This is a genomic window from Desulfuromonadaceae bacterium (genome assembly GCA_019429445.1).
GTDB lineage: Bacteria > Desulfobacterota > Desulfuromonadia > Desulfuromonadales > JAHYIW01 > JAHYIW01.
This window is the reverse complement of the sequence record JAHYIW010000019.1, coordinates 36,355-59,205: the sequence shown is the minus strand read 5'-3', so window position 1 is coordinate 59,205 and position 22,851 is coordinate 36,355. Positions and strand designations below refer to the sequence as shown.

The following is a 22,851-nucleotide window of genomic DNA, read 5'->3' as shown; positions in this document are numbered from 1 at the left end:
GCCAGATGTAACCGTTGCCCGTTGGTAAGCCCCTCATCCTTATAACCGCATTTTGTCACCTGTCAACTGTGACCGAACTCCTCACGCGTCTGCAAAAAAAAACAGGGACCGCCCCATCCGGAACGGCCCCTGCGTTGCTGATTTTTTACCGCTCAGCGATGTTCAAATTTTGCCGGGCGTTTTTCCAGAAAGGCGAGCATCCCTTCCTTCTGATCATAGGACGCGAAACACAGCCCAAACTGCTCGGCCTCGTAGGCGCAGGCGCGATTGAGATCCATCGAATAGCCGTTATTGATCGCCTGTTTCGCCAGGCCGATGGCGACGGAGCTTTTTTCGGCAATTGACGCCGCCAATTTCCGGGCTTCGCTCATCAGCTCGGCCGCCGGAACGACGATGTCCGCCAGACCGATGCGTAGCGCCTCGGCGGCGTCAATCATCTCGCCGGTGTAGATCATTTTACGCGCCGCACCGAGGCCGACCAGCCGCGCCAGCCGCTGCGTGCCGCCGAAGCCGGGGATGATGCCGATCTTGATTTCCGGCTGCCCGAACCGGGCATGCTCGGCGGCGATACGGATATCGCAGCACATCGCCAGCTCACAGCCACCCCCCAGGACATAGCCGTTGATTGCACAGATCACCGGGGTTGCGCAGCCCTCAATCTGGCGATAAATATCCTGTGACTTGAGCGCGACCGCGCGCGCTTCAAAAGCGCCCAGCGGCTGCATCCCGGCGATATCGCCCCCCGCCATGAAGGCCTTTTCCCCGGCCCCGGTGAGGATAATCGCGCCGACGTCGGTCGCTCCGGCAAGCTCCGTCATGATGCGCCCAAAGTCCTCCATCATCGGCTGTGACATGGCATTGAGCGCCTTGGGATTGTCAATCGTCACGCTGGCCACGCGGCCATCGATTGCAACCTGAAAATTTTTGTAGTTCATATTCGCTCCTGATTTTCTTTAAAGAGTTTCACCACGAAGCACACGAAGAAAAAGAAAAATCTTCGTGTGCTTTGTGCTCTTCAGTGAGCAACGCGAACGGGTGGTAAAAACCTATTTGTCGAGATTAACCAAAGTCCGGCCGCGCAACCCTCCCTTGAGGATCGCAGCGATTTTGTCATCAAGTTCACCCAGACCACACTCGCTGGTCAACGCTTCCAGCTGGGCCGGTTTCCATTCTGCCGCCAGTTTGTCCCAGACCTTGTGCCGCGGCTTGAGCGGACACTCAACCGAATCGATCCCGATCAGGCGGACGCCGCGCAGAATGAAGGGGAAGACGTTGACGTTGAGATCGGGGGAACCGACCAGTCCGCAGCAGGTCACCACCCCGCCATATCTGGTCGCCTTGAGCGCCGTCGCCAGGGTGTCGCCACCGACGCAATCGATCACCCCCGCCCAGCGCTCCTTGAGCATCGGCCGTTCCTGCCCGGCAAGGACCGCCGCGCGGTCGATGACTTCAGTTGCACCGAGACTTTTGAGAAACGCGGCCTCCGTCGCCTTGCCCGTTGCCGCAACAACAGTGTAACCAAGCTTGCCGAGAATCGCCACCGCCACCGAACCGACTCCGCCAGTCGCCCCGGTAACCAGAATTTCGCCGTCCTCCGGCTTGACCAGATGGGTCAACCGCAGCACCGAGAGCCCGGCGGTAAACCCCGCCGTACCGATCATCATGCACTCACGGGCAGTCAATCCTTCAGGCACTTTCAGCGCCCAGGTCGAAGGGACACGCACATATTGGCCGTAACCGCCGGGCGTATTCATGCCGAGGTCAAAGCCGGTCAACACCACTTCGTCACCTGGGACAAAACTGTCATCGCTGCACTCAACCACATCACCGGCAGCGTCAATCCCTGGAGTATGCGGATAATTGCGCGTAACCCCTTTGTTGCCGATCGCCGAAAGTGCATCTTTATAATTCAACGACGAGTAGCGCACCCGCACCAGCAGCTTGCCCGGAGGCAGATCATCGGTCGTGCGCTCGACAATCGAACGGGTATAAACTTTTGGTGCGGATTCTTCGACCAGCATGGCCTTGAACGGAATCGCCATAGTATCCTCCTGCCTAAAGATGAATGTGCTTGACGCGTTAAACAGATTTACACCTAAACGCAACAACGGTATTGACTTGTGCCTCACCCTAGGAACATTATATCTATTAGTCAAGTACCTACTTTTTAGTTTGGTAGTATCTTTAAAGATACTATTGGAGACCAACGTGAAGCAAATTCTCTGTCAGCCGGTAGAACTGAACGACGGTCAAGCTGCCGGCGATTATCGCTGCACCGTCGCCGTTACCCTCGATGTTATCGGTGGCAAATGGAAAGCGGTGATCCTCTGGCAGCTGACTTTCAAGACCCTCCGCTTCAGTCAACTACGCCGCCGCCTCCCCGGCATCACCCAGAAAATGCTCACCCAGCAGCTGCGCGAGCTGGAACGCAATGGCGTCGTTCACCGCGAAGTCTTCGCCGAGGTTCCGCCGCGCGTCGAATATTCGCTGACCGACAGCGGCCGCAGTTTGCAGCCGATTCTGCACATGATGTGCGAATGGGGAAAGGGCTTCTCTACCCCCCAAGCAGACGCATAGCGGCTGGCGCAGTAGATCACCCTGTGGCATAATGGGCCGGGCTATTCGGGGGGCCATGAAATTTATGCTTTTCCTCTGCCAGCGAGGAAAGAAACGTTTAAAATCGTGGGTGCCCCAACATTTTATGGGCGAAGGCCATACAGAAATATTGGTCGAGACAGGTAAACTCCTTGACCTTGAAATTGCCATTGTAACGATTGACACATTGATGAAAAACGTGGAGCGGAAGATGCTCCATTACCTGGGAGAAAACGAGTTTGCCGGTGTACATAGCGGGCGCTGGAGAAGTGGTCCGCTATCGACTTTATAGATGACCATGACGGCTGCCTGTTTACGACAATCATCCATCGGCGCCCCGTGGAAGAACTGGACCTGATTGAAGGTTCAGTAAAAACGCCGGTAAAAACGTCCGACCTGATCATGGCAGTCCTCCGGGAAACGCCGAGTTCCACCCTGGCCGAGGTGGCGGCCACCATTGGTAAATCGGTTAGCGCCGTTGAACGATCCAGCGCCAAACTGGTTGATGCCGGAAAGCTGCGCTATGTCGGCCCCAAAAAAGGTGGTCACTGGGAGGTACTGGAATGAGAATCCAGACCGTTGAAATCACCAACCCCATCCTCTCGATTAGCATCAATCATTCCTTGGCTAACGAGATTTCCCATCTGGTCTTTGATACAGAATGCGATGATTTTCTTGTGAATATCCAGTCCGATGTAGTAAATAGATTGCATGGGAGCCTCCTGTTCTTTGGCAAAGATTCTGGGCGAGACCATCTCGGTCCAGCAGCTATATGATAGCTATCTTGCCACCAGGAGGCTTCCTCTTTCTGATACTTATGCATTCAAACAGTTTATTGAATTGAAATGCGAGGGTTGCGTATACTGTCCCCAGAACGCATTGTCAGGTCTGCACATTGACTGACGACCAAGCGGAATTTTTAACGAATGCAGGCGCTGTAAAAACCAGCGAGTTGGAATTTGGGGATGGATGAAATCCAGCAAGACGAATGCAGAACGCCAAACCCGAAAATCAACATTGAGAATAGAACCAACCGCTGCTTTCCTCCTAGCGAGGACCAGCGGTTTCGTATTTCCAACTCTAATGTGCCAATATCTGTTCGCAGCGAAGCTTACGGACTTGCTTCCTGAAACTTACTGACCCTCTTGTTTTTCAACCGGAAGCGCTTTACAATAACGTAAAGGGCTTTATGGGGAGGTGCGTTATGCCACTGGTAAAACTGAGCAGCAAAAACCAGATCGTCATCCCGAGCAGTGTACGCGAACAACTCGGTCTCCATGCCGGGGACGAACTGGAAGTGAGTGTGGTTGACGGCAAGGCGATCATTGACAAGGCTGTAAAATCGTATGCCAGCCAATTGCTTGAGCAGCCAGCGCATATCTTCAGCGGCTACGCTGACGAGCTGCGGCAGGAGCGTGATCAATGGGATCGGTGACCATCGGGCTGGACACCTGTGTCCTCGTCTACTATCTTGAGAGGCATCCGAACTACTTCAAGAGGGTCGCGGATCTGTTTGAGAAGATCGAGGCCGGTGAGTACCAGGCTGTCGTTTCCATGCTGGCACTCACTGAACTGCTCGTACCGCTGTACCGGGCGGGCCGGGGGCAGGACGCGATTAAATTGATTCGCACCCTGCAAAATTTCCCGAATCTTCATCTGGTCCCGATCGCTGAGTCCACCGCCGCCGGAGCTGCCCGCTATCGAGCCGACTACGGACTGAAGACCCCGGACGCATTACATCTGGCCAGCGCAACTCATGCCAACGCGACGATCTTCTACACCAACGACCATGGGTTCAAGAAGGTGGATGAGTCCCTGATTGAGATCCGTCTGTTTCTCGGACAAGACTAAGTGTCGGCAGGAAAACAAGCCGGTTATGAAAGTCCCTGAGGACTAAGAGCGGAACCGTTTGCACTGCTCCGTCTACAGGAAAGCCGCACAACAAGGATTGAAACCAATGAGGAATGGTATCTGATGGGCTATCGCAATCTGCAGGAAACTGTCGCCGACCTTGAGCGGCATGGCCAATTAATTCGCATCGACACCCCCGTTGATCCTCTTCTGGAGGCGGGGGCGATTCAGCGCCGCGTCTATCAGGCGCAGGGCCCGGCGCTTCTCTTCACCAATGTCATCGGCAGCGATTTCCCGCTCCTTGGCAACCTCTTTGGTACGCTGGAGCGCGCCCGTTTCCTGTTTCGCGACACCCTCGCCACCATTCGCACCCTGGTTGACCTGAAACTCAACCCCATGCACCTGCTCAAGCATCCCGAGGATCTGTTCAGGGCACCGCGCGGGGCCTGGCATCTGCTGCCGCACAAGGTCTCTGGCGGGCCGATTCTGGGTCACCAGACGACTATCGACCAACTGCCGCACGTCGTCTCGTGGCCCGACGACGGCGGTGCCTTTATCACCCTGCCACAGGTCTATTCGGAAGATCCGCGCCGTCCCGGTTTGCGTGCGTCCAACCTCGGCATGTACCGGGTGCAGCTTTCCGGCAACGACTACCGACCGAATCATGAAATCGGGCTCCACTATCAGATCCATCGCGGTATCGGCGTCCATCACGCCGCCGCGATTGAGCGCAACGAGCCACTCAAGGTCAATATCTTCGTCGGCGGCCCACCGGCCCTCTCCGTTGCTGCGGTGATGCCGCTCCCGGAGGGGATGCCCGAGCTGGCGTTTGCCGGACTCCTCGGCGGGCGGCGGCTGAGCACCATCAGCGGGGCGAACGGTCTGGCGATTCCGGCGGAAGCCGATTTCTGCATCTGCGGCACGATCGACCCGCTACGCACCAAACCGGAAGGCCCGTTCGGCGACCATCTCGGTTATTACAGTCTGACCCACGACTTTCCGGTGCTGACCGTCGACCACGTCTATCATCGTCCCGGCGCGATCTGGCCCTTCACCACCGTCGGGCGTCCGCCGCAGGAAGACACCACCTTCGGCGCCTTCATCCATGAGCTGACCGGCCCGCTGATCCCCGACGTGCTGCCGGGGGTCAAGGCGGTTCACGCTGTTGACGCCGCCGGGGTTCACCCGCTGCTCCTCGCTATCGGCAGCGAGCGCTACGCCCCCTACGAGGCAGAGCGCCGCCCCCGTGAGCTGCTGACCCAGGCCAACGCGATCCTCGGCCAGGGGCAACTCTCCCTCGCCAAATATTTGTTGATCGCCGCCGAACAGGACGCTCCCGCCCTCGATATCCATGACATCGGCGCTTTTTTGCGCCACATTCTGCAACGCGTCGACTGGCGCCGTGACCTGCATTTTCAGACCGAAACCACGATCGACACCCTCGATTATTCCGGCACCGCCCTCAACGCCGGGTCCAAAGTTGTGATTGCCGCCACCGGCCCGGCGCGACGTGAACTGCCGATCGAACTGCCGAGCGACCTCGGTCTGCCGGAAGGGTTCAGCGCCCCGCGCGTCGCCTTCCCCGGCATCCTCGCCATCGAAGGCCCCCCCTGCACCACCCGCCGCGGTCACGCCGATGCGCTCCTCGACATCTTTACCCGCTGTTACATCGCCGCCGATAGCATCAACCGGATGCCGCTGATTGTCATCGTCGACGACAGCGCATTCGTTGCCCGCACGCTGGGGAACCTGCTCTGGACCGTCTTCACCCGTTCCAACCCGGCGGTTGATCTCTACGGTATCGACGCTTTCACCCGCTGTAAACATTGGGGCTGCAAAGGGTCACTGGTGATCGATGCCCGCCTCAAGCCGCATCATGCACCGCCGTTGATCGATGACCCGGCGATTGAGAAAAAGGTCGATGCGTTGGGAGGATCGGGCGGGGTGTTGCACGGGGTGATTTGATTTCCAGTTGTCCGCTGCGGTACAGCTTCAGTATTTTCAGTTTGCGTTATTTTACAAACCTTTGTTAGACTGATTCGGTTATCTTTTGACCGGCCTTCGCCGAGTGAGGAAAGATCCATGGCGCGCAAAATCTTCATCGCCGCTACCGGCCAGAACAGCGGTAAAACCACCACTTCACTGTCGTTGATGCACATGGCGCGAAAAAAATACCGGCGCGTCGGGTTCATCAAACCGATCGGACCAAAACCGGCGGTGTTTGACGGCATCAGTGCCGATAAAGATGCCATTGTCATGGCCCGCGTTTTCGGTCTGGAAGCGGACCTGCCGCTGATGTCCCCGTTTGTCCTTCACCCAGGCGATACCCGGCGGTTTTTTGATGGTGCCCTGAACATGGAGATCATCCGCGCCGATATCCTCGCGGCCATTGCCGCCCTTGACGCCAAATGTGACTTTCTCATTATCGAGGGGGCGGGCCACTCAGGAGTCGGGTCGGTGCTTGGCTTCGGCAATGCCCGCATTGCCAGGGCCGCTGGTGCCAAGGTGTTGATGGTGGCCGGGGGGGGGCTGGGAAATGTCGTCGACGCGGTGCACATGAATCTGGCGCTCTTTGAAAAAGAACAGGTGCCGGTCGCCGCGGTGTTGATCAACAAGATCATCGCCGAAAAACGTGAACGCACCCTTGACTACCTCAACCGGGCGTTTGCTGACGAGTCGTTCAAAGTAATCGGCGGCTTCAACTTCCAGCCGACCCTCGCCGACCCGACGCTGCAACGCATCGCCAATGTCCTGGAGATCGAGCTGCGGGCTACGGCGGAGGAGGCCCAGCGGATTGTCCACAATGTCCAGATCGGCGCGGCCGCGACCCAGCGCGTCGCGGAATTGCTCAAGGATTCAACGCTGATTATTGTCAACAGCAGCCGCGATGAGCTGCTGGTAACGCTGGCCAACCTGTATCAGCTAGATGAATATCGCAAAAAAATCGTCGGCATCATTATTCCCGGTCGTGGCGATCCCAGCGATATTACCAACAAGATCGTGCTCCGCAGCGGCATCCCTTTCATGCGCGCCGGACGAACCTCGACCTCGGTCTTTGAAATTATCAAGGAAGATGTTTCCAAGCTGACCGTTGAGGATACCCACAAAATTTCACTGGTCAAGGAGTTGGCTGAAAAGCGTTTTGATTTTGATGCCATTGATGCCTTGCTCGATTGAGCGCTGCACAGACAATGATGTCGAATCTGCTTGAATTGGCTTGCAATCTGCATTAAGTTTCCATCGATAATATTTGGGCTGCTTCAACCTATGGGTTAATCAACAGCGAAGCATCCGCCTGAAGCAGCGATCCTGACAACCCTTGACATCCTTGAAACAATGGGAGTTTTCCTTGGCAAATCAAAAAGAAACCACATTTGCAAAAAAAGTTGCCGATTTTTTCTGTTCACTCAAGCTCACCATCTTCTGCCTTATTTCACTGGCAGTGACTTCGATCATCGGCACGGTGATTCAACAGAACAAACCTCGCGGGGAGTATATTCGGGTTTATGGTGAAAATCTGACAAATGTTTTTGAGAAGTTACAGATTATTGACATGTATCACGCCTGGTGGTTCCTTGGCCTGTTGTTCCTCTTCTGCATGAACCTGATCTCCTGTTCGATCAAACGTCTCCCGCAGATCATCACGTCAGTCAACAATCCGCCGCTTACCCCCGACGAAAGTTATTTTAAAAGCCTCACCGGGGCGGCAACGTTTGACAGCAAACTGAGTCCTGATCAGGCACGTGAACGGTTGAGCAACCTGCTGGGCGAGCGCTTTGCCAAGGCGAAAACAACCGAAGCGGACGGAACGATTCACCTGTTTGCGCAGAAGATGCCCTGGGCGCGGTTCAGTGTCTATGTCACCCACTTTTCGATCCTGCTGATCTTTATCGGGGCGATTATCGGTAATATCTGGGGATTCAAGGCTTACGTCAATATCGTCGAGGGCACTTCCGTTGACCAGGTCTGGAAACAAGGCGAAAAAAATCCGCTCAAACTCGGCTTCGAGGTACGCTGCGATGATTTCTCGGTGACTTTTTACGAGGGAGGACAACGCCCCAAGGAGTTTGCCAGCGTACTGGACGTTATCGACAACGGCCAGGAGGTGATCAGTAACCGCAAGATCGTCGTCAACGACCCGTTATCCTACAAAGGCATCACCTTCTATCAATCGAGTTACGGTTCGGCCGGAGCGGCAACGTTTAAAATGCGCGTTACTCCCAAGGGGGGCAGCGGACAGATTGTCACCGGACAGGAAGGTGATCATATCCCCTTGCCCAACGGAGGATCGTTCGCGGTCAATGGTTACGCTGCCGAGTATCAGGGGTTCGGCCCGGCGGTGCAGATGCATGTCAACACCCCGGACGGCAAGCATGGTAACCCCTTCGTTGTCTTCCAACGTCACCCGGAATTCGATGCCCGCCGCGGCGGCGACTACGCTTTCGCCCTGCTGGAGTATAACGAGTTACAATACACCGGTCTGCAAGTTAAAAAAGATCCGGGCGTCTGGGTTGTCTGGACAGGCTGCTTCCTGATGATTTTCGGCTCGATGGCCGCTTTCATGCTTGCCCACCGCCGCATCTGGATAGCCATTGTCGCGCGGGGTAACGGCTGCACCGTGCGCTTCGGTGGAACGACCCACCGCAACCGCGCCGCCTTTGACCTTTATCTGGACGAACTGACCACCGCAATCAATTCCACCTTGAACGCCCCTGTGGGCGAGAAATAGAAGGAGATTTTACCGATGACCAGTGTGCAACTCTTTAACCTCACCACAATCGGCTACTTCGTGGCGATGATCCTTTTTATCGCTTATCTGGTTACCCGCAGCCGCGTCATTGCGCTGACCGCGACAATCGTTGCGTGGGCCGGCTTTGCTGCCAATACTGCAGCGATTACCCTGCGCTGGTTCGAAGGGCGCGCCATGGGTTACAGCCAGGCTCCCCTGTCGAACCTGTATGAATCGATCGTGTTCTTCTCCTGGTCAATTCTGTTCATCTATCTGCTGATGGACCTGAAATATCGTCAGCGGGCCATCGGTGCTTTCGTTATGCCTTTTGCGTTTCTCGGCATGACCTGGGCGCAGCTGGGACTTAACGATGCGATTGAACCACTGGTTCCGGCACTGCAGAGCAACTGGCTGACCTATCACGTCATTACCTGCTTCCTCGGCTACGCAGCTTTCGCCGTGGCCTGCGGCGCGTCGATCATGTATTTGCTTATCGTCAACAAAAACCAGGAGAGTGGATTTTTCAGTATTTTCCCCTCCAGCAAGGTGCTTGACGACATCAACTACAAGTCGATCATGATCGGTTTCCCGCTGCTGACCCTCGGCATCGTTACCGGGGCAGCGTGGGCGAACTATGCCTGGGGAACCTACTGGAGCTGGGACCCCAAGGAAACCTGGAGTCTGATCGTCTGGTTTATTTACGCGGCATTCCTGCATGCGCGTTTTACCCGCGGCTGGGCGGGAAAACGGGCTGCGTGGTTATCGATCTTCGGTTTTGCGGCAACGATCTTCTGCTACCTCGGCGTTAACCTGGTGCTTTCCGGACTGCATTCTTACGGGAGCTGACTTTTACTGTTGTGCTTCACGTCGAACACCCCCGATGCATTGTCGGGGGTGTTCGACGTTGCGACGAGCACACCTCTGCACAACACCCCTTGCCGCTATTTTTTACTGGCCACCAGCCTCTCCTTCCGCCATCATTGCCTGATCATGCAAACCTGGAAACCAGCACAACAATCGATCCCGATCAGCACTTTGCTCAGAGTCTTTCTCCCCTTTGCGCTGGGCTATTTCGTCTCCTACCTGTTTCGCACCATCAATGCGGTCATTGCCCCTGAGCTAACGCATGAACTCGGCATCGCCCCGGCCGATCTCGGCTTGCTGACCGCGACCTATCTCCTCACTTTTGCTGCGTTTCAGCTGCCCCTCGGTGTCCTGCTTGATCGCTTCGGACCGCGCCGGGTTGAAGCAGCGCTGTTGCTCTTTGCCGCGCTCGGAGCATTTGTTTTCGCGCGAGCCGAAAGTCTGGGTGGTTTGGTGATCGGGCGCGCCTTGATCGGTCTGGGGGTTTCGGCTTGCCTGATGGCGGCATTTAAAGCGTTTACCCTTTGGTTTCCACCGCAACGCCTGCCATTCGTCAACGGCGTACAGATGATTTCCGGCGGGGCGGGGGCACTGGTCGCCACCGTCCCGGTCGCGAGTGCGCTGGCGTATACCGATTGGCGCGGCGTCTTCCTGACGATCAGTGTTTTAACCCTGATCGTCGCATTCATCGTTTGGCTGGTTGTGCCGGAAAAAAATTTTCCCGGTAGCGGGGAAACCTTGCGTGAACAGCTAACCGGGATCGGCGAGGTCTTTACTGATCGGACCTTCTGGCGTATTGCCCCCTGGGCAGTGACCGGACAAGCCGCCTACCTGTCGATCTACGGTCTCTGGTCGGGTCCATGGCTGCGGGATGTGGCCAGCTACGATGCGATGACAATCGCCAACACGTTGATGGGCGTGGCGCTGGCCATGATCTGCGGCTACTTTGTTTTCGGAACCCTGGCGACCAGACTGGGCCGCCAGGGCATTGCGTCAATGAATGTTGCTGCGGCAGGGATGGGCTTGTTCGCCATTATCCAGTTTTTTCTTGTTCTGCGCATCACGTCTTTGACGTCGCTCCTCTGGTGGGGGTTCGGATTCTTCGGGGCCTCCTGCATCCTCCCTTATGCAGCTCTTTCCCAGACCTTTCCGAGGCACCTCAGCGGACGGGCCAATACCGGGCTTAACCTGCTTGTTTTCAGTGCTGCATTTGTGGCGCAATGGGTGACCGGCATCATTATCAACCAGTGGCCAGTGATCGCCGGGAACTACTCTCCACACGGCTACAGTGCCGGGTTCGGGGTCATTCTGGGACTGCAACTCCTTGCCGCGTTGTGGTATTTTTTGGCTGGCCGACGCAGCAAACCATAACTATTCAGCCCTGCAAAAGAGCAACAATCAACTTGCATTTTGCCGTCGGGGTTCTTATGATTGGCGGGTAGAATTCATTCTTTTTACGTGTATCAGTAAAGGAGAAGTATCATGGCAAACGACAAAGTCGTGCAATTAACTGACGATTCTTTTGAAGCGGATGTGCTTAAGTCTACCGTGCCGGTATTGGTTGATTTCTGGGCCACGTGGTGCGCCCCCTGCAAAGCTATCGGCCCGATGATCGACGGTCTTGCGGAAGACTATGAAGGCAAGGTCAAGATTGGCAAATTGAATGTTGATGAAAATCCTGCCACTCCGGGGCAGTTCGGGGTGCGCGGCATTCCAACCCTGATTCTGTTCAAGGACGGCAAGGTGATTGATCAGGTTGTCGGAGCCGTTCCGAAGAGCCAGCTTGAAACTCTGTTGCAGAAGGTGCTGTAGGGATTTACTTACGAAAATTGATTCAGAAAAAGAGCCCGAACGAGTGATCGTCCGGGCTCTTTTAATCTTGTTGCACTCGCAAAAAAGAATTAAGTGGCTAAGCCATCAATCTTGCTGCCGGGCGACGTCAGGCGAAGGGATTGCTCAGCTGAACAGTCTGGTCACGACGCGGTCCGACTGAAGCCAGAACAACCGGACAGTCGGTCACTTCTTCAATTTTTTTCAGATAATCTTTCGTCTTCTGCGGCAGGTCAGCTTCGGTTGTTGCCGAGGAAATGTCACACTGCCAGCCTTCAACTTCCTCATAGACCGGTTTACACTCCTTAAGCACCTCAAAGTCCCGCGGGAAATCCTCCAGCAACTGTCCATTGTACGAATATGCGGTGCAGACCTTGATTGTCGCCAGTTCGTTCAGGACATCCAGCTTGGTGATCGCCAATCCGGTCAACCCGCTGGTACGCACCGCCTCGCGCAGGGCAACGGCGTCGAACCAGCCGCAACGGCGGGGTCTGCCTGTCGTTGAACCAAATTCCTGCCCGATATTCCGCAACTGATCCCCCATCTCATCTTCCAGCTCGGTGGGGAACGGACCGCCTCCGACCCGGGTCACGTAAGCCTTGGAAATACCGATAATCTGTTCAAGCTGACGGGGACCGATTCCTGCCCCGATGCAGGCGCCGCCGGCAATCGTCGAGGAGGAGGTGACAAAGGGGTAGGTGCCATGATCGATATCGAGCAGCGCGCCTTGCGCACCTTCAAAAAGGAGAGTCCGCCCCGCTTTGACACTCTTGTCAAGCAAGGTCGAAACACAGCCGAGATAACGCTCCAGCGTCCGCGCGTATTCAGTGTATTCCTCGATAATCGCCGCTTCGTCCAGCGGTGACTTGCCGAGAAACTTCTCCAGATAAAAGTTTTTCTCCGGTAATACTTCTTTGAGTTTTCGCGCAAACGTCTCCGGTCGCACCAGGTCGTAGAGGCGAATTCCCCGACGAGCAACCTTGTCCTCATAGGCGGGACCGATACCACGCCCCGTCGTGCCGATTTTTTTGTCGCCCTTTTTTTCCTCACGAGCGAGATCGGTAGCAATATGATAAGGCATGATGATATGGACATTGCCGTCAATCACCAACTGACTGTCATCCTTGAGATAACCGCGTTTTTTCAGGTTCTCAATTTCCTTGATGAAGACGCGCGGATCGACAACAACACCGTTGCCGATCAGACACCGCTTGTCGGGGTGCAGAATGCCGGACGGTATCAAATGCAGGATGGTCTTCTCATCGCCGACCACCAAGGTGTGTCCAGCGTTGTTCCCGCCCTGAAAGCGCACGACATCATCGGCATGCTCGGTGTAAATATCGACAACTTTCCCTTTGCCTTCATCGCCCCATTGGGCACCAACAATAACTACATTTGCCATTCGTTTGTTCTCCCGATCGGAGTTATAGCTCGACGGTCCCGTCGAGCAATGCCTCGCGTGTCAGCTGTCGTTCCGAATTGTCGGACAATGACAGCAATTGCATGTGAGGCGCAGTAGCATGCATAACCAGTACATAGCGATAATTCAATTTACGTGCATAGTCAAGAGATGTTGCATAATCACGGTCAAGAAGTTCACGGGCAACCGAGTACCCGCGTTTGCGCAGTTCATGCGCCAACGCCCGCGAGCTGTTTTTTGGCACCCCGCGCGACACGATCAACACATCGGTTTTTACCGTAGCCGGGCCATCCAGTTTCCGGTCCAGGGCAAAGAGCAGATTCAGCAGATTGAAGGTAAAGCCGGTTGCCGGTGTCGGGTGCCCATAACGTGCAGTCAGTCCATCGTAGCGCCCTCCCGAACAGACCGCCCGCCCCATCTTGCCGAGAAAACCCTGGAAGGTAATTCCAGTGTGATAGTCGAATCCGCGCAGTTCGCCCAGATCAAGGGTGATGTGGTCGTCAATGCCGTAACTGTCAAGGGCATCGAGAACCTGCGCCAGATTGTCAAGCGCTCGTCGAGAACGGTCATTCGTCACCGTCCGCTCCGCCCGTTCAAGCACTTCCCGCCCCCCGAAAAGACGCGGCAAGGCAGCAATCTCCTCACGTGCCTGATCGTTGAGCGTCGACTCCTCCAGCAACCTATGCAAACCGGACGTATCCTTTCGCGCAATCGCATCCTGAAGGGCAACGCTCTGTCCGGCATCCAGCTCAAGGTCAGCAACAACCCCCCGATAGAATTCGACCTGACCGATATCGATGGTGAAGTTGCGCCCCCCCACGGACTGAAGGGCACTGACGGCGATGGCAATCATCTCGGCATCGGCTTCGGGGCTGTCAAGACCAATCAGTTCGACCCCGGATTGAAAAATCTCCCGGTCTTTCCCCGACTGTTGCTCGGCGTGACGCAGAACCCTTCCGGAATAACGCAGCCGCAGCGGCAGCGGCAAATCACGCATGCGCGTCGCGACGATGCGCGCGACCTGCGGAGTCATATCGGGGGAGAAAGCGACCAGTTTACCACTCTGCCGATCATCAAAGCGGAAGGTCTTTTCACGCAGACCGATACCGAGACCACGCTCCAGCGCATGCAGATATTCCAGCGCGGCCGGCATCAGTGGCCGGAACCCCCATTGGTCAAAAACGCGGCGCAGAGATTGATCAAGATATTCAATCTTCGCCGCCTTGACAGGCAAAAAATCTTTCACTCCCCGAGGGAGCATTGTTTCCAGTGGGTCAATCAGCATAGAGATTTATTTTTCAGCAAATTATCTGGGTCGCGCTCCGAATATATTCATGGGCACGCAACTGTTCAAGCACCGTTTCAGGGATCGGACTGTCAACGTTGATCAACGAGACCGCCTTGCCCTGAATCTTGCGTCGGGAAAGGTTCATCATGGCAATATTGACCTGAGCTTCACTCAATAGACGGCTGACATAGGCAACCACCCCTGGACGATCATCGTTGCGCAACATCAAAATGTGCCCATCCGGTGCGGCTTCGACCGGATAACCGTCGACCTGGACGATCCGGTAATCGTTTTCACGAAAGAGTGCTCCCCACACCGCGGAACTTCCCTCCGTCCCGTAAACCGTCAAGCGGATCAGGCTGGCATAACCTTCGGACATATCGCTGCGTGTTTCAGCCACCCGAATGCCACGTTCCCGCGCCAGATGGTGGGCATTGACAAAGTTGACCGCCGAGCCGAGCATCGGCGTCAGCAGCCCTTTCAGTAACGCCATCGTCAGCGGTTCAAGGGGATGCTCTGTCACCTGTCCGGCAAACTCAATTTCAACCCGTTGTATCCCTTTGCCACAAGCCTGCGCCTCAAATGTGCCGAGACGTTCGCACAACTCGACGTAGGGACGCAGTTTTTCCAGCAGATCGGTCGGCACGGAAGGTACGTTTAACGCGTTAACAATCACCCCCCGGGTCAAAAACTCAACAACCTGTTCGGCCGCCTGTACGGTCACGTTAATCTGGGCATCGACAGTCGATGCCCGCAGATGCGGCGTGCAAATCACGTTCTCCAGCGCCAGTAGCGAATTGTCCGTTGCCGGAGGCTCCTGGGCAAAAACGTCAAGCGCCGCCCCGGCAATGTGTCCGCAACGAATTGCCGCGGCCAGGGCTTGCTCGTCGATCAACCCGCCGATCGCGCAATTGATGATCCGGCAGCCGGGTTTGACCTTGTTCAGGGTTTCGGCATCAAGCAGATTGGCCGTCTCGGCGTTAAGCGGAATATGCAGGCTGAGAAAATCGCTGCGCGCAAGGAGTTCATCGAACTCGACCTGCTCGGCCCCCATCTGTCGAACGACCTTTTCAAACAGGTGCGGATCATAGACCAGGACTTTCATCTTGAGGGCCAGCGCACGTTCCACGACCAGTCGCCCGATCTTTCCGGCACCGACGATCCCCAGGGTTTTCCCTGCCACCTCGACCCCGATGAAACGATTTTTTTCCCACCGGCCACTCTTGGTGGCGTTGCTCGCCGCAGGAATCTGCCGGGCCAGCGCCAGGAGCATGGCCAGGGTATGTTCCGCCGTCGTCGTCGTGCTGCCGAACGGAGTATTCATGACAACCGCCCCCCGCCGGTTGGCCGCGGCCATATCCACGTTATCAACGCCGATCCCCGCGCGGGCAATGACTTTCAGCTGTGATGCCGCCTCAATGACAGCAGCGTCAACCTGAGTTCCACCCCGGACGACCAGAGCCTCAGCGTCGGCAACAGCAACGCACAGCTCCTGCGCGGTAAGCTCCGGGCGATAATCGAGATCAATGCCCTCGGCCGCCTCGAAGACCCGCAGACCTTCCGGCGAAAACATGTCGGCAACAAGTACTTTTTTCGATTTCACAGCAGTCACAACGGTCCCCGTTGATTATCCGATTCAGCAATTCGACAAGTTAACAACCGGGAGGGGACCCTGTCAAGAACAAAGCCTGGAGGGAGCGACAAAGGCTGTGCCCGACGGGAAACGATCGAAGTTAATTTTCTTGCCGCTGGCGATACGCTGCATTGCCGCCAATCGGCAGCGTTACAGTAAAAATCGTCCCGGCACCGGGCTTCGATACAACATTAATGACCCCGTCATGCGCATCAACAACCCAGCGGACAATAGCCAGCCCCAGACCGGTGCCACCGTCTTCCCGATTACGGGCGGCGTCCACCCGGTAAAAACGATCATAAATGTGTGGCAGGTGGTTTTTGTCGATGCCGATCCCGTTATCCTTGATGCTGACAACAGCGTTGCTGTCGTCCAGCCCCAGACCAATATCGACCCGCCCTCCCTCGGGGGTATATTTGATTCCGTTAATAATAAGGTTCAAAAACATTTGCCGTAAACGCAATTCATCACCGATGATCCGCACTTCACCGTCAACAGCCAGATGCAGCAGCACTTTGATTCGCCGCGACTCCCCGAGCAAATTCGCCTGGAGGTAGAGTTCCTGCAACAGGTCGCTGAGACTGAGTTCGGCGTTCTGTAACGGCAATTCCCCGGCCTCACTCTTTGCCAGCAACAGGAGATCTTCGAGAATCCGCTCCATGCGGTTAATTTCCTCAATATTCGATTCAAGCACATTGCGATATTCGTCAGGGCTCTTCGCCCAGCGCAAGGCGACCTCGGTTTCCCCTTTTAAAATGGTCAGCGGCGTCCGCAACTCGTGCGAAGCATCGCCGGAAAATTGCTTGATTTTTTGAAAAGACTCTTCAAGACGTCCCAACATCAAATTGAAAGACCTCACCATCTGCCCCAACTCGTCGTTCGATTCCCCTTCAGGGAGACGTCTGGTTAGATTTTCGGCGTCGATATGTCCTGCCTCGCGGGCGATCCGCAGGATCGGCGACAAGGCGCGTCCGGCCAAAAACCACCCGCCGAAGCTCAACCCAAGCAACACCAGCGGGCTGAAGGTCAAGAGCACCAGCCGCAGGTGGTGAACGGCCCGGTTCACTTCTGAAAGGCTGATCGCGACCTGGATCAGGCTGACAATCTGTCCTTTCTCCAGCACCGGGTAGGTCAGCAAGCGCAACGGAATTTCGGATTCAGAGCTGGCCATTTCAAAATAAGGTTGCCCGTTTTTTGCCGCAAGCAGAGCCTGCTTGCTCAGCGGCAAGCGATATTTTCGCAAATTAATCGACGCACAGGTAACCGACCCGTCACGATTGAGGATCTGCACCAATTCCCCCCAATTATGCAGACGAACGTATTCTTCAAGACGGCTACAACGTTCGGGATCGGCATTATCGAGGGGCAATCGTGCGCCACGACCGTCTTCAAAGTAAAGATTTGCGATATCCTCGGCAACCAGATGAAGGCGGGTGTCATGATGCTCGCGCAATTCACGAGAGAAATAGATGTCCCAGAAAAGACCACTGGCCGCCAGAACGACGGCCAGGGTGAAGGCATACCAGAGGGTCAGCCGGAAACGGATAGAGCGACGAAACAAGCTATCCCTCCTTGAGGATATAACCCATGCCGCGAGCAGTATGGATCAGCTTGAGGCTGAAATCACGGTCAACTTTTTTCCGCAGATAGTTGACATAGACATCAATGATATTGGTAAAGGAGTCAAACGTATAATCCCAGACGTGCTCTGCGATCATCGTCCGCGTCAGAATCTGGTTGGGGTTGCGCATGAAATATTCCAGCAGACCGTACTCCTTGGCGGTCAGATCAATCTCCTTGTCTCCCCGCCAGACGCGGTGGGTCACCGGATCGAGGCGCAGATCAGCAAAGACGATTTCGGCCCCACGGTCCTGACTGCCACGACGCAACAACGCCCGCACCCGGGCCAGCAACTCGGCAAAAGCAAACGGCTTGGTGAGATAATCGTCGCTGCCCGAATCAAGCCCGGCAACAATATCGTCAACGGTGTCTTTAGCGGTCAAACACAAAACCGGAACATTGATCTCTTTTTTGCGTAACTGACGAATGACGTCGAGACCGCCCATTTTCGGCAACATCAGGTCCATGATGATCAGGTTGTAGGGATTCGCTTCAGCAAGGTCGAGACCCTCCTCGCCATCATAGGCCAGGTCAACGCTGAATTCCTCTTCTTCCATCCCCCGTTTGATAAAACTGGCGACCTTTTTTTCATCTTCGACAACAAGTATACGCATGGTGTTCTCCTTTTCGCAAAATTCAGCGATTCTTTAGTTTATCCCCGTATATCCGGCAAACATTGATAGCGTGGTCATCCATTTCTTATTATGTGCGTACCGCCTATTTGATGCTCTCGCAAAAACTCATGGGATGGCTGTAAAAATTTCGTCCTACAAGAGCGGTCCTGAAAAATCAACGTAACGCAGCAGGGCAGGCTTTGTGCGACGCCATCCTATTTAAGTTTAAGCTTTTCCAGCACTTCATTGGCAGTCTCCTCGACCGCCTTGCCCGTGACGTTAATTATCACCCATTTCTGACGCCGGAACAGCGCCCGCGCCTGACGCAATTCCTGTTCAATTTCCTCATAATCAGCGTAAGCCGAACGCGGATCCTGCCCAAGATTCCGCAGTCGTGCCGCGCGTAATTCAACCAGACGCTGCGCGTCGATCGTCAATGCCGCCACGCGCTGCGGATCGACCTCAAGTAATTCGGGCGGCGGGGCGATCCCCGTAACCAGCGGAACATTGGCAACGCGCCATCCCCGGTGTGCGAGATAGACCGATATCGGGGTTTTGCTGGTTCGGGAGATGCCGGTCAGGACGATGTCCGCCTTGTGTATGCCGCGGGTCTCCTGACCGTCGTCATGTTTGACGGTAAACTCAACAGCTTCTATGCGCCGGAAATAAGCCTCACCGACGCCGTGCAACAATCCCGGCGTTTCGCGCGGTGAATAACCAAAAAACTCTGTCAGCCTGATCAGTAAAGGGGTGAGCAGATCAAGGCTTGACAGGCTGAGAGCATCACATTCGTCATGCACCAACTTCGCGAGTTCGCGATTGACAATCGTGTATATGACCAGTCCGCGTTCCTGAAGCGCCTCATCAAGCGCCTCATAAACCTGGTTTTTGTCGCGCACATTGCTGATTCTGCGCAACCGAACCGCTTCGGCTGAAAACTGGGTCAGCGCAGCCATGGCGATCTTTTCAGCCGTTTCTCCGGTTGCATCTGATAATAAAAAAACCTGCCGCGCGCTCGCCATTAACAATCCTCATTAAAATTAGGCCCAGACTATACTAAATCCTAATGAGAAGGCAACTTTTTTTTTGCATTGCCGGTGTTGCTGCCCGATTCAGCGAACGATATGTTGCATTTAATCGCTCCAAAGCATCCTCCGACCGGAGAGAGCGGCATTCCCTGTGATTTTTTCACAACACGGTTTTTATTGCATTTACCTGGCTGGCTCTGCTAAATCTCTTCCATGAATAATGACTGGCTCGAAATCCATCTCCCTGTCCCCAATGACGCCATCGACCCGCTCTGTGCCGTGCTCAATGAGCTTGGCAGTACCGGTGTTACTGTTGAAGAACGCGAACTCGATACCTTCGTGCCACCGGACCCCGATGAACAGGTCACGACGACGCAACAGCTGAAGGCCTATTTCTCAGCGACAACCGACGTTGATGCGCTGCTTGACAGCATTAACCGGGCGTTACGTACTTTGTCCGGAGAATTTCCGGAACTGGCGATGACACCTCCCCGGGTCGAACGTCTTCAGCCGCTCGACTGGGCCGAAAACTGGAAACAGAATTTCTTCACTTTTCACATCGGTGACCGCCTGGTGGTCAAACCCTCCTGGGAAGATCACCACGCCACACGCGACGAAACGGTCATCAATATCGACCCCGGCATGGCTTTCGGCACCGGCACCCACGCCACCACCCGACTCTGCCTCGAAGCACTGGTCACGTTTATTGACACTCACCCCAGGCCCCGTGTCCTTGATGTTGGCACCGGCTCCGGAATCCTCGCCATCGCGGCTGCGGCGCTCGGTGCGCAACACGTTGTGGCCTGCGACATTGATCCCGGTGCGTGCCACGTCGCCAGTGAAAATGCTTGCCTTAACCAGGTTGCGGAGCGCATCGAAATTACCGCGACGCCGCTGGAAAATCTTCCCGGCGGATTCGATCTGATTCTGGCCAACATTCTCGCCGAGGAAAATATCCGCCTGCTCCCGGAATTTCTCGACCGCCTGAACCCGCAAGGGGTGCTGGTCCTCTCGGGGATTCTCATTGAGAAAGAACCACAGGTCTGTGCGGCGTTTCATGATCACGGATTGAGCGCCCCGATCATCCGTCATGAAGATGAATGGTCCTGCATTCAGTTCCGCCGGGAACGATGACGTGCGCCGCTTTTTCGTCCCCGCCGACCAGCTGACCCGCGACCGGGTTCACCTCCCTGCAGACATCGCTCATCACATCAGCCGCGTCCTGCGCCTCAAGGCGGGGACCGAAATTGCCCTGCTCGACGGTCGGGGCACACTGTGTCGTTGCCTGCTCGAAACCACCGCTGGGCAGCATGTCACTGCGACAATCCAGGAACGTCACACCAGCAGCGAAACGGCGCTGCCGATCGATCTCTATCAGGGGCTACCGAAAGCCGATAAAATGGAGCTGATCCTGCAAAAAGGTACCGAGCTGGGCATCCGGCAGTTTGTCCCGTTGATCAGTGAGCGGGTGATTGATCGCAAGGCCGCTGAGCGCGGTGAAAAACGGCTGGAGCGTTGGCGCTTGATTGTTCGCGAAGCGGCGCGTCAATCACACCGCCTGTTTCTCCCCGAAGTTGTCGCGCCGTTGCCCCTCTCCCGGGTCCTCGCCGACTGCACTGCCGAGCTGAAACTCTTGCTGTGGGAAGATGCCTCGCAACCACTCGCTACCGCACTCCCCTCCCCCCCCCCGCGCAGCGTCGCGCTTTTGATCGGGCCCGAAGGCGGTTTCAGTGCGGCAGAGGCCGGCGCTGCCCGGCAGGCGGGGTTTATCCCGGTCGGTTGCGGGCCACGCATCCTGCGCACCGAAACCGCCGGATTCACCGTCGCCACGATCCTCCAGTATCTCTACGGTGATTTGCAGCAACTCCCTAAAGTGGAAGGGGATTTATCGTCCTGAAAGAAGCTAAACGATGAACTGCCCGCAGTGCGGATTGCACCGTTGCGAGCCTCTGCTCTGCACCCACCCCTGAAACGCCTGAATCGCACCCCTCATGAGTGCTACCTCCAGCCCGTGAAAAAATCACCAATTTTCCATTGACAAACAACTTAAATATCACTAATATGCCGAAGATTTTTAGCTTTCACATAACGAGGCAGCCGCATGAGAGAAGAAAAAAACCTGATCGAAGTTATCATGGTCGATGGCACCAAGTGTCGCATGGCACCGAAAGCCCTGAATTTATTTCTGTCCGTCAATCGCATTCTTAAATTCAAACGCGCCGATGGCTGGGCGACTGTCGGCATCGACACCCTGCGTGAAAAGCTTCCGCAAGCAGAACCCCGCAAACCGGAACGCCGGGCCAGTTTCGCATCCTTTTTTACCGAAACCGCAATGCTCCCCTGCTGATCGTTCACCTTCAGCAGTCGCGATCCGCGCAACGTCGCTCCACCTCACGGTCAATCAGATAACGGGCGATACTCCGTTTCGGTGGCAGAGTAGGCAGTTTGTCGAGCGCAAACCAGCGCGCCTCCTCCAGTTCGTCATCCTGAGTACATACTTCTCCCCCCGCATAGTCGGCACGGAACCCGGTCATCAACTGACTTGGAAAAGGCCACGCCTGGCTGCCGACGTAGTGAATATTTTCGACCCGGATCCCCGTCTCCTCCGCCACCTCGCGAGCGACAGCCTCTTCGAGGCATTCACCTAAATCAAGGAACCCGGCGACCAGTCCGTAGCGCCCCGTCTGCCATTCTGCTTTGCGCACCAGCAGCAGTTCGTCAGCACGGCGAATAAGGACAATGACACACGGATGAAGGTCGGGAAAACGTTCAAAATTACAGACACTGCAATACACGCCCCAGTGACCGTCTATGCGGCGGGTGGCCTTGCCGCACTTGCCACAAAAGCGGCTGTGTCGTTCCCAAAGCAGAATCTGACGGCCAAGCGCACCAAGACTCAGCAGATCGATCGGCAACTGTGGTTCGGGGGAGAGCAATGCCGCGATGATCGCCCCGTGGGGAGGAGTTGCCTCCAACGAACGTGCAACGCGGCAGGGGCGACCGTCCCACTGGCCGATATAGAGCGGCGGGGAACCCAGGGTGTCAGTCACAACCGTGGAATCAAATAATTGCGCAGCAGGATTCAGCAACAGGGAGCTGCCTTGCAGCAGCAGCAGCGACCCGGCCCCGCCGGGATCGCGATCAGGCGTTTGAAAATCGAGGCGTTTATGCAACGCAGCGGCGTTGAACGGCAGATGCACCGCGCTGGTGTAATCGTGTGGCAGCATGATCTTGTCCTGTCTTTAATGATTTTCGCACACTATAACATGCCCCTTTACAAACGGTAAAGACGTCGTTCCAGACTGTTTTTGGGCACTCACTGAGCGCCAAAAATAATTGAAAAATGGGGTTGACTTGCCCGCACTAATCAAGTATAAGT

23 protein-coding genes and 1 pseudogene are annotated in these 22,851 nt (G+C 55.7%); 13 read left to right on the top strand and 11 right to left on the bottom strand.

All coding sequences use genetic code 11. The features are described 5' to 3' along the window. Positions 1 to 152 precede the first annotated feature (152 nt). Both K0A93_09225 and K0A93_09220 read right to left on the bottom strand, forming a co-directional pair. Positions 153 to 935, bottom strand: coding sequence for an enoyl-CoA hydratase/isomerase family protein (locus K0A93_09225; GenBank protein MBW6512271.1), 783 nt, complete (start codon positions 933 to 935; stop codon positions 153 to 155). A gap of 111 nt (positions 936 to 1,046) precedes the next feature. After that, the gene (locus K0A93_09220; protein MBW6512270.1) at positions 1,047 to 2,042 is read right to left on the bottom strand and encodes a YhdH/YhfP family quinone oxidoreductase; all 996 of its coding nucleotides are present in this window, start codon (positions 2,040 to 2,042) and stop codon (positions 1,047 to 1,049) included. 19 nt (positions 2,043 to 2,061) lie between these two features. Between K0A93_09220 and K0A93_09215 the strand changes: the two genes are divergently transcribed. After that, complete coding sequence (locus K0A93_09215) at positions 2,062 to 2,577, top strand: winged helix-turn-helix transcriptional regulator (GenBank protein ID MBW6512269.1); 516 nt, start codon at positions 2,062 to 2,064, stop codon at positions 2,575 to 2,577. Positions 2,578 to 2,704: 127 nt separating this feature from the next. Here K0A93_09215 and K0A93_09210 read toward each other — a convergent pair. Continuing rightward, positions 2,705 to 2,848, bottom strand: a pseudogene (locus K0A93_09210) (DUF4372 domain-containing protein). An 86-nt stretch (positions 2,849 to 2,934) separates the two neighbouring features. Here K0A93_09210 and K0A93_09205 point away from each other — a divergent pair. After that, entirely contained in the window at positions 2,935 to 3,162 is a 228-nt protein-coding gene (locus K0A93_09205; GenBank protein ID MBW6512268.1) for a winged helix-turn-helix transcriptional regulator, read from the top strand. On the opposite strand, the gene K0A93_09200 is transcribed toward K0A93_09205, so the two are convergent. After that, on the bottom strand, positions 3,141 to 3,308 hold the full coding sequence (locus tag K0A93_09200) for a hypothetical protein (protein MBW6512267.1): 168 nt from the start codon (positions 3,306 to 3,308) through the stop codon (positions 3,141 to 3,143). The two genes, K0A93_09205 and K0A93_09200, sit on opposite strands and share 22 nt — an antisense overlap. A 491-nt stretch (positions 3,309 to 3,799) precedes the next feature. On the opposite strand from K0A93_09200, the gene K0A93_09195 reads away from it, so the two are divergent. The 8 genes from K0A93_09195 to trxA all read left to right on the top strand — a co-directional run bounded on the left by K0A93_09195 (position 3,800) and on the right by trxA (position 11,851). Beyond that, the gene (locus K0A93_09195) at positions 3,800 to 4,030 is read left to right on the top strand and encodes an AbrB/MazE/SpoVT family DNA-binding domain-containing protein (protein MBW6512266.1); all 231 of its coding nucleotides are present in this window, start codon (positions 3,800 to 3,802) and stop codon (positions 4,028 to 4,030) included. Further along, positions 4,018 to 4,446 carry a type II toxin-antitoxin system VapC family toxin gene (locus tag K0A93_09190; GenBank protein MBW6512265.1) on the top strand — a complete coding sequence of 143 codons (429 nt, stop codon included), beginning with the start codon at positions 4,018 to 4,020 and terminating at the stop codon, positions 4,444 to 4,446. The genes K0A93_09195 and K0A93_09190 overlap by 13 nt, the downstream gene beginning before the upstream one ends. A gap of 123 nt (positions 4,447 to 4,569) precedes the next feature. Beyond that, positions 4,570 to 6,411, top strand: a complete 1,842-nt coding sequence (locus K0A93_09185; protein ID MBW6512264.1) for a UbiD family decarboxylase — start codon at positions 4,570 to 4,572, stop codon at positions 6,409 to 6,411. Positions 6,412 to 6,528: 117 nt separating this feature from the next. Further along, positions 6,529 to 7,623: an AAA family ATPase gene (locus K0A93_09180; protein MBW6512263.1), complete on the top strand. Its 1,095-nt coding sequence runs from the start codon at positions 6,529 to 6,531 to the stop codon at positions 7,621 to 7,623. A 172-nt stretch (positions 7,624 to 7,795) separates the two neighbouring features. Continuing rightward, on the top strand, positions 7,796 to 9,175 hold the full coding sequence (locus tag K0A93_09175; protein ID MBW6512262.1) for a cytochrome c biogenesis protein ResB: 1,380 nt from the start codon (positions 7,796 to 7,798) through the stop codon (positions 9,173 to 9,175). Positions 9,176 to 9,190: 15 nt separating this feature from the next. Then, positions 9,191 to 10,021, top strand: coding sequence for a c-type cytochrome biogenesis protein CcsB (gene ccsB / locus K0A93_09170; protein ID MBW6512261.1), 831 nt, complete (start codon positions 9,191 to 9,193; stop codon positions 10,019 to 10,021). Positions 10,022 to 10,030: 9 nt separating this feature from the next. Continuing rightward, positions 10,031 to 11,410 (top strand): MFS transporter, encoded by a 1,380-nt coding sequence (locus K0A93_09165; protein ID MBW6512260.1) that lies wholly within the window; start codon positions 10,031 to 10,033, stop codon positions 11,408 to 11,410. A gap of 111 nt (positions 11,411 to 11,521) precedes the next feature. Next, on the top strand, positions 11,522 to 11,851 hold the full coding sequence (trxA, locus tag K0A93_09160; GenBank protein MBW6512259.1) for a thioredoxin: 330 nt from the start codon (positions 11,522 to 11,524) through the stop codon (positions 11,849 to 11,851). Between the two features lie 127 nt (positions 11,852 to 11,978). Here trxA and K0A93_09155 read toward each other — a convergent pair whose 3' ends face one another. The 6 genes from K0A93_09155 to K0A93_09130 all read right to left on the bottom strand — a co-directional run bounded on the left by K0A93_09155 (position 11,979) and on the right by K0A93_09130 (position 19,466). Continuing rightward, a complete protein-coding gene (locus K0A93_09155; GenBank protein ID MBW6512258.1) occupies positions 11,979 to 13,271 on the bottom strand; it encodes an adenylosuccinate synthase in 1,293 nt (430 codons plus the stop codon). Positions 13,272 to 13,293: 22 nt separating this feature from the next. Further along, positions 13,294 to 14,574: an ATP phosphoribosyltransferase regulatory subunit gene (gene hisZ, locus K0A93_09150; protein MBW6512257.1), complete on the bottom strand. Its 1,281-nt coding sequence runs from the start codon at positions 14,572 to 14,574 to the stop codon at positions 13,294 to 13,296. 13 nt (positions 14,575 to 14,587) lie between these two features. Further along, positions 14,588 to 16,150, bottom strand: coding sequence for a phosphoglycerate dehydrogenase (gene serA, locus K0A93_09145; GenBank protein ID MBW6512256.1), 1,563 nt, complete (start codon positions 16,148 to 16,150; stop codon positions 14,588 to 14,590). A gap of 160 nt (positions 16,151 to 16,310) precedes the next feature. Further along, positions 16,311 to 17,771 (bottom strand): heavy metal sensor histidine kinase, encoded by a 1,461-nt coding sequence (locus tag K0A93_09140; protein ID MBW6512255.1) that lies wholly within the window; start codon positions 17,769 to 17,771, stop codon positions 16,311 to 16,313. Between the two features lies 1 nt (position 17,772). Then, complete coding sequence (locus K0A93_09135; GenBank protein MBW6512254.1) at positions 17,773 to 18,444, bottom strand: response regulator transcription factor; 672 nt, start codon at positions 18,442 to 18,444, stop codon at positions 17,773 to 17,775. A 215-nt stretch (positions 18,445 to 18,659) separates the two neighbouring features. Continuing rightward, positions 18,660 to 19,466, bottom strand: a complete 807-nt coding sequence (locus K0A93_09130) for a kinase/pyrophosphorylase (GenBank protein MBW6512253.1) — start codon at positions 19,464 to 19,466, stop codon at positions 18,660 to 18,662. Positions 19,467 to 19,685: 219 nt separating this feature from the next. On the opposite strand from K0A93_09130, the gene prmA reads away from it, so the two are divergent. From prmA to K0A93_09115, 3 genes are all read left to right on the top strand, one after another. Continuing rightward, a complete protein-coding gene (prmA, locus tag K0A93_09125) occupies positions 19,686 to 20,606 on the top strand; it encodes a 50S ribosomal protein L11 methyltransferase (GenBank protein MBW6512252.1) in 921 nt (306 codons plus the stop codon). A 1-nt stretch (position 20,607) separates the two neighbouring features. Further along, positions 20,608 to 21,369: a 16S rRNA (uracil(1498)-N(3))-methyltransferase gene (locus K0A93_09120; GenBank protein ID MBW6512251.1), complete on the top strand. Its 762-nt coding sequence runs from the start codon at positions 20,608 to 20,610 to the stop codon at positions 21,367 to 21,369. Between the two features lie 204 nt (positions 21,370 to 21,573). Continuing rightward, positions 21,574 to 21,819, top strand: coding sequence for a hypothetical protein (locus K0A93_09115; GenBank protein ID MBW6512250.1), 246 nt, complete (start codon positions 21,574 to 21,576; stop codon positions 21,817 to 21,819). Between the two features lie 10 nt (positions 21,820 to 21,829). Here the strand turns inward: K0A93_09115 and nudC are convergent, their stop codons facing one another. Beyond that, a complete protein-coding gene (gene nudC / locus K0A93_09110; protein ID MBW6512249.1) occupies positions 21,830 to 22,699 on the bottom strand; it encodes an NAD(+) diphosphatase in 870 nt (289 codons plus the stop codon). Positions 22,700 to 22,851 lie beyond the last annotated feature (152 nt).

Excerpts from the sequence above, each read along its gene's own strand:
- K0A93_09225 (MBW6512271.1), bottom strand. The coding sequence starts at position 935 with ATGAACTACAAAAATTTTCAGGTTGCAATCGATGGCCGCGTGGCCAGC.
- K0A93_09220 (MBW6512270.1), bottom strand. The coding sequence starts at position 2,042 with ATGGCGATTCCGTTCAAGGCCATGCTGGTCGAAGAATCCGCACCAAAA.
- K0A93_09215 (MBW6512269.1), top strand. The coding sequence starts at position 2,062 with ATGAATGTGCTTGACGCGTTAAACAGATTTACACCTAAACGCAACAAC.
- K0A93_09200 (MBW6512267.1), bottom strand. The coding sequence starts at position 3,308 with ATGCAATCTATTTACTACATCGGACTGGATATTCACAAGAAAATCATC.
- K0A93_09195 (MBW6512266.1), top strand. The coding sequence starts at position 3,800 with ATGCCACTGGTAAAACTGAGCAGCAAAAACCAGATCGTCATCCCGAGC.
- K0A93_09190 (MBW6512265.1), top strand. The coding sequence starts at position 4,018 with ATGGGATCGGTGACCATCGGGCTGGACACCTGTGTCCTCGTCTACTAT.
- K0A93_09185 (MBW6512264.1), top strand. The coding sequence starts at position 4,570 with ATGGGCTATCGCAATCTGCAGGAAACTGTCGCCGACCTTGAGCGGCAT.
- K0A93_09180 (MBW6512263.1), top strand. The coding sequence starts at position 6,529 with ATGGCGCGCAAAATCTTCATCGCCGCTACCGGCCAGAACAGCGGTAAA.
- ccsB (MBW6512261.1), top strand. The coding sequence starts at position 9,191 with ATGACCAGTGTGCAACTCTTTAACCTCACCACAATCGGCTACTTCGTG.
- trxA (MBW6512259.1), top strand. The coding sequence starts at position 11,522 with ATGGCAAACGACAAAGTCGTGCAATTAACTGACGATTCTTTTGAAGCG.
- K0A93_09155 (MBW6512258.1), bottom strand. The coding sequence starts at position 13,271 with ATGGCAAATGTAGTTATTGTTGGTGCCCAATGGGGCGATGAAGGCAAA.
- hisZ (MBW6512257.1), bottom strand. The coding sequence starts at position 14,574 with ATGCTGATTGACCCACTGGAAACAATGCTCCCTCGGGGAGTGAAAGAT.
- serA (MBW6512256.1), bottom strand. The coding sequence starts at position 16,150 with ATGTTTTCGCCGGAAGGTCTGCGGGTCTTCGAGGCGGCCGAGGGCATT.
- K0A93_09135 (MBW6512254.1), bottom strand. The coding sequence starts at position 18,444 with ATGCGTATACTTGTTGTCGAAGATGAAAAAAAGGTCGCCAGTTTTATC.
- K0A93_09130 (MBW6512253.1), bottom strand. The coding sequence starts at position 19,466 with ATGGCGAGCGCGCGGCAGGTTTTTTTATTATCAGATGCAACCGGAGAA.
- prmA (MBW6512252.1), top strand. The coding sequence starts at position 19,686 with ATGAATAATGACTGGCTCGAAATCCATCTCCCTGTCCCCAATGACGCC.
- K0A93_09115 (MBW6512250.1), top strand. The coding sequence starts at position 21,574 with ATGAGAGAAGAAAAAAACCTGATCGAAGTTATCATGGTCGATGGCACC.
- nudC (MBW6512249.1), bottom strand. The coding sequence starts at position 22,699 with ATGCTGCCACACGATTACACCAGCGCGGTGCATCTGCCGTTCAACGCC.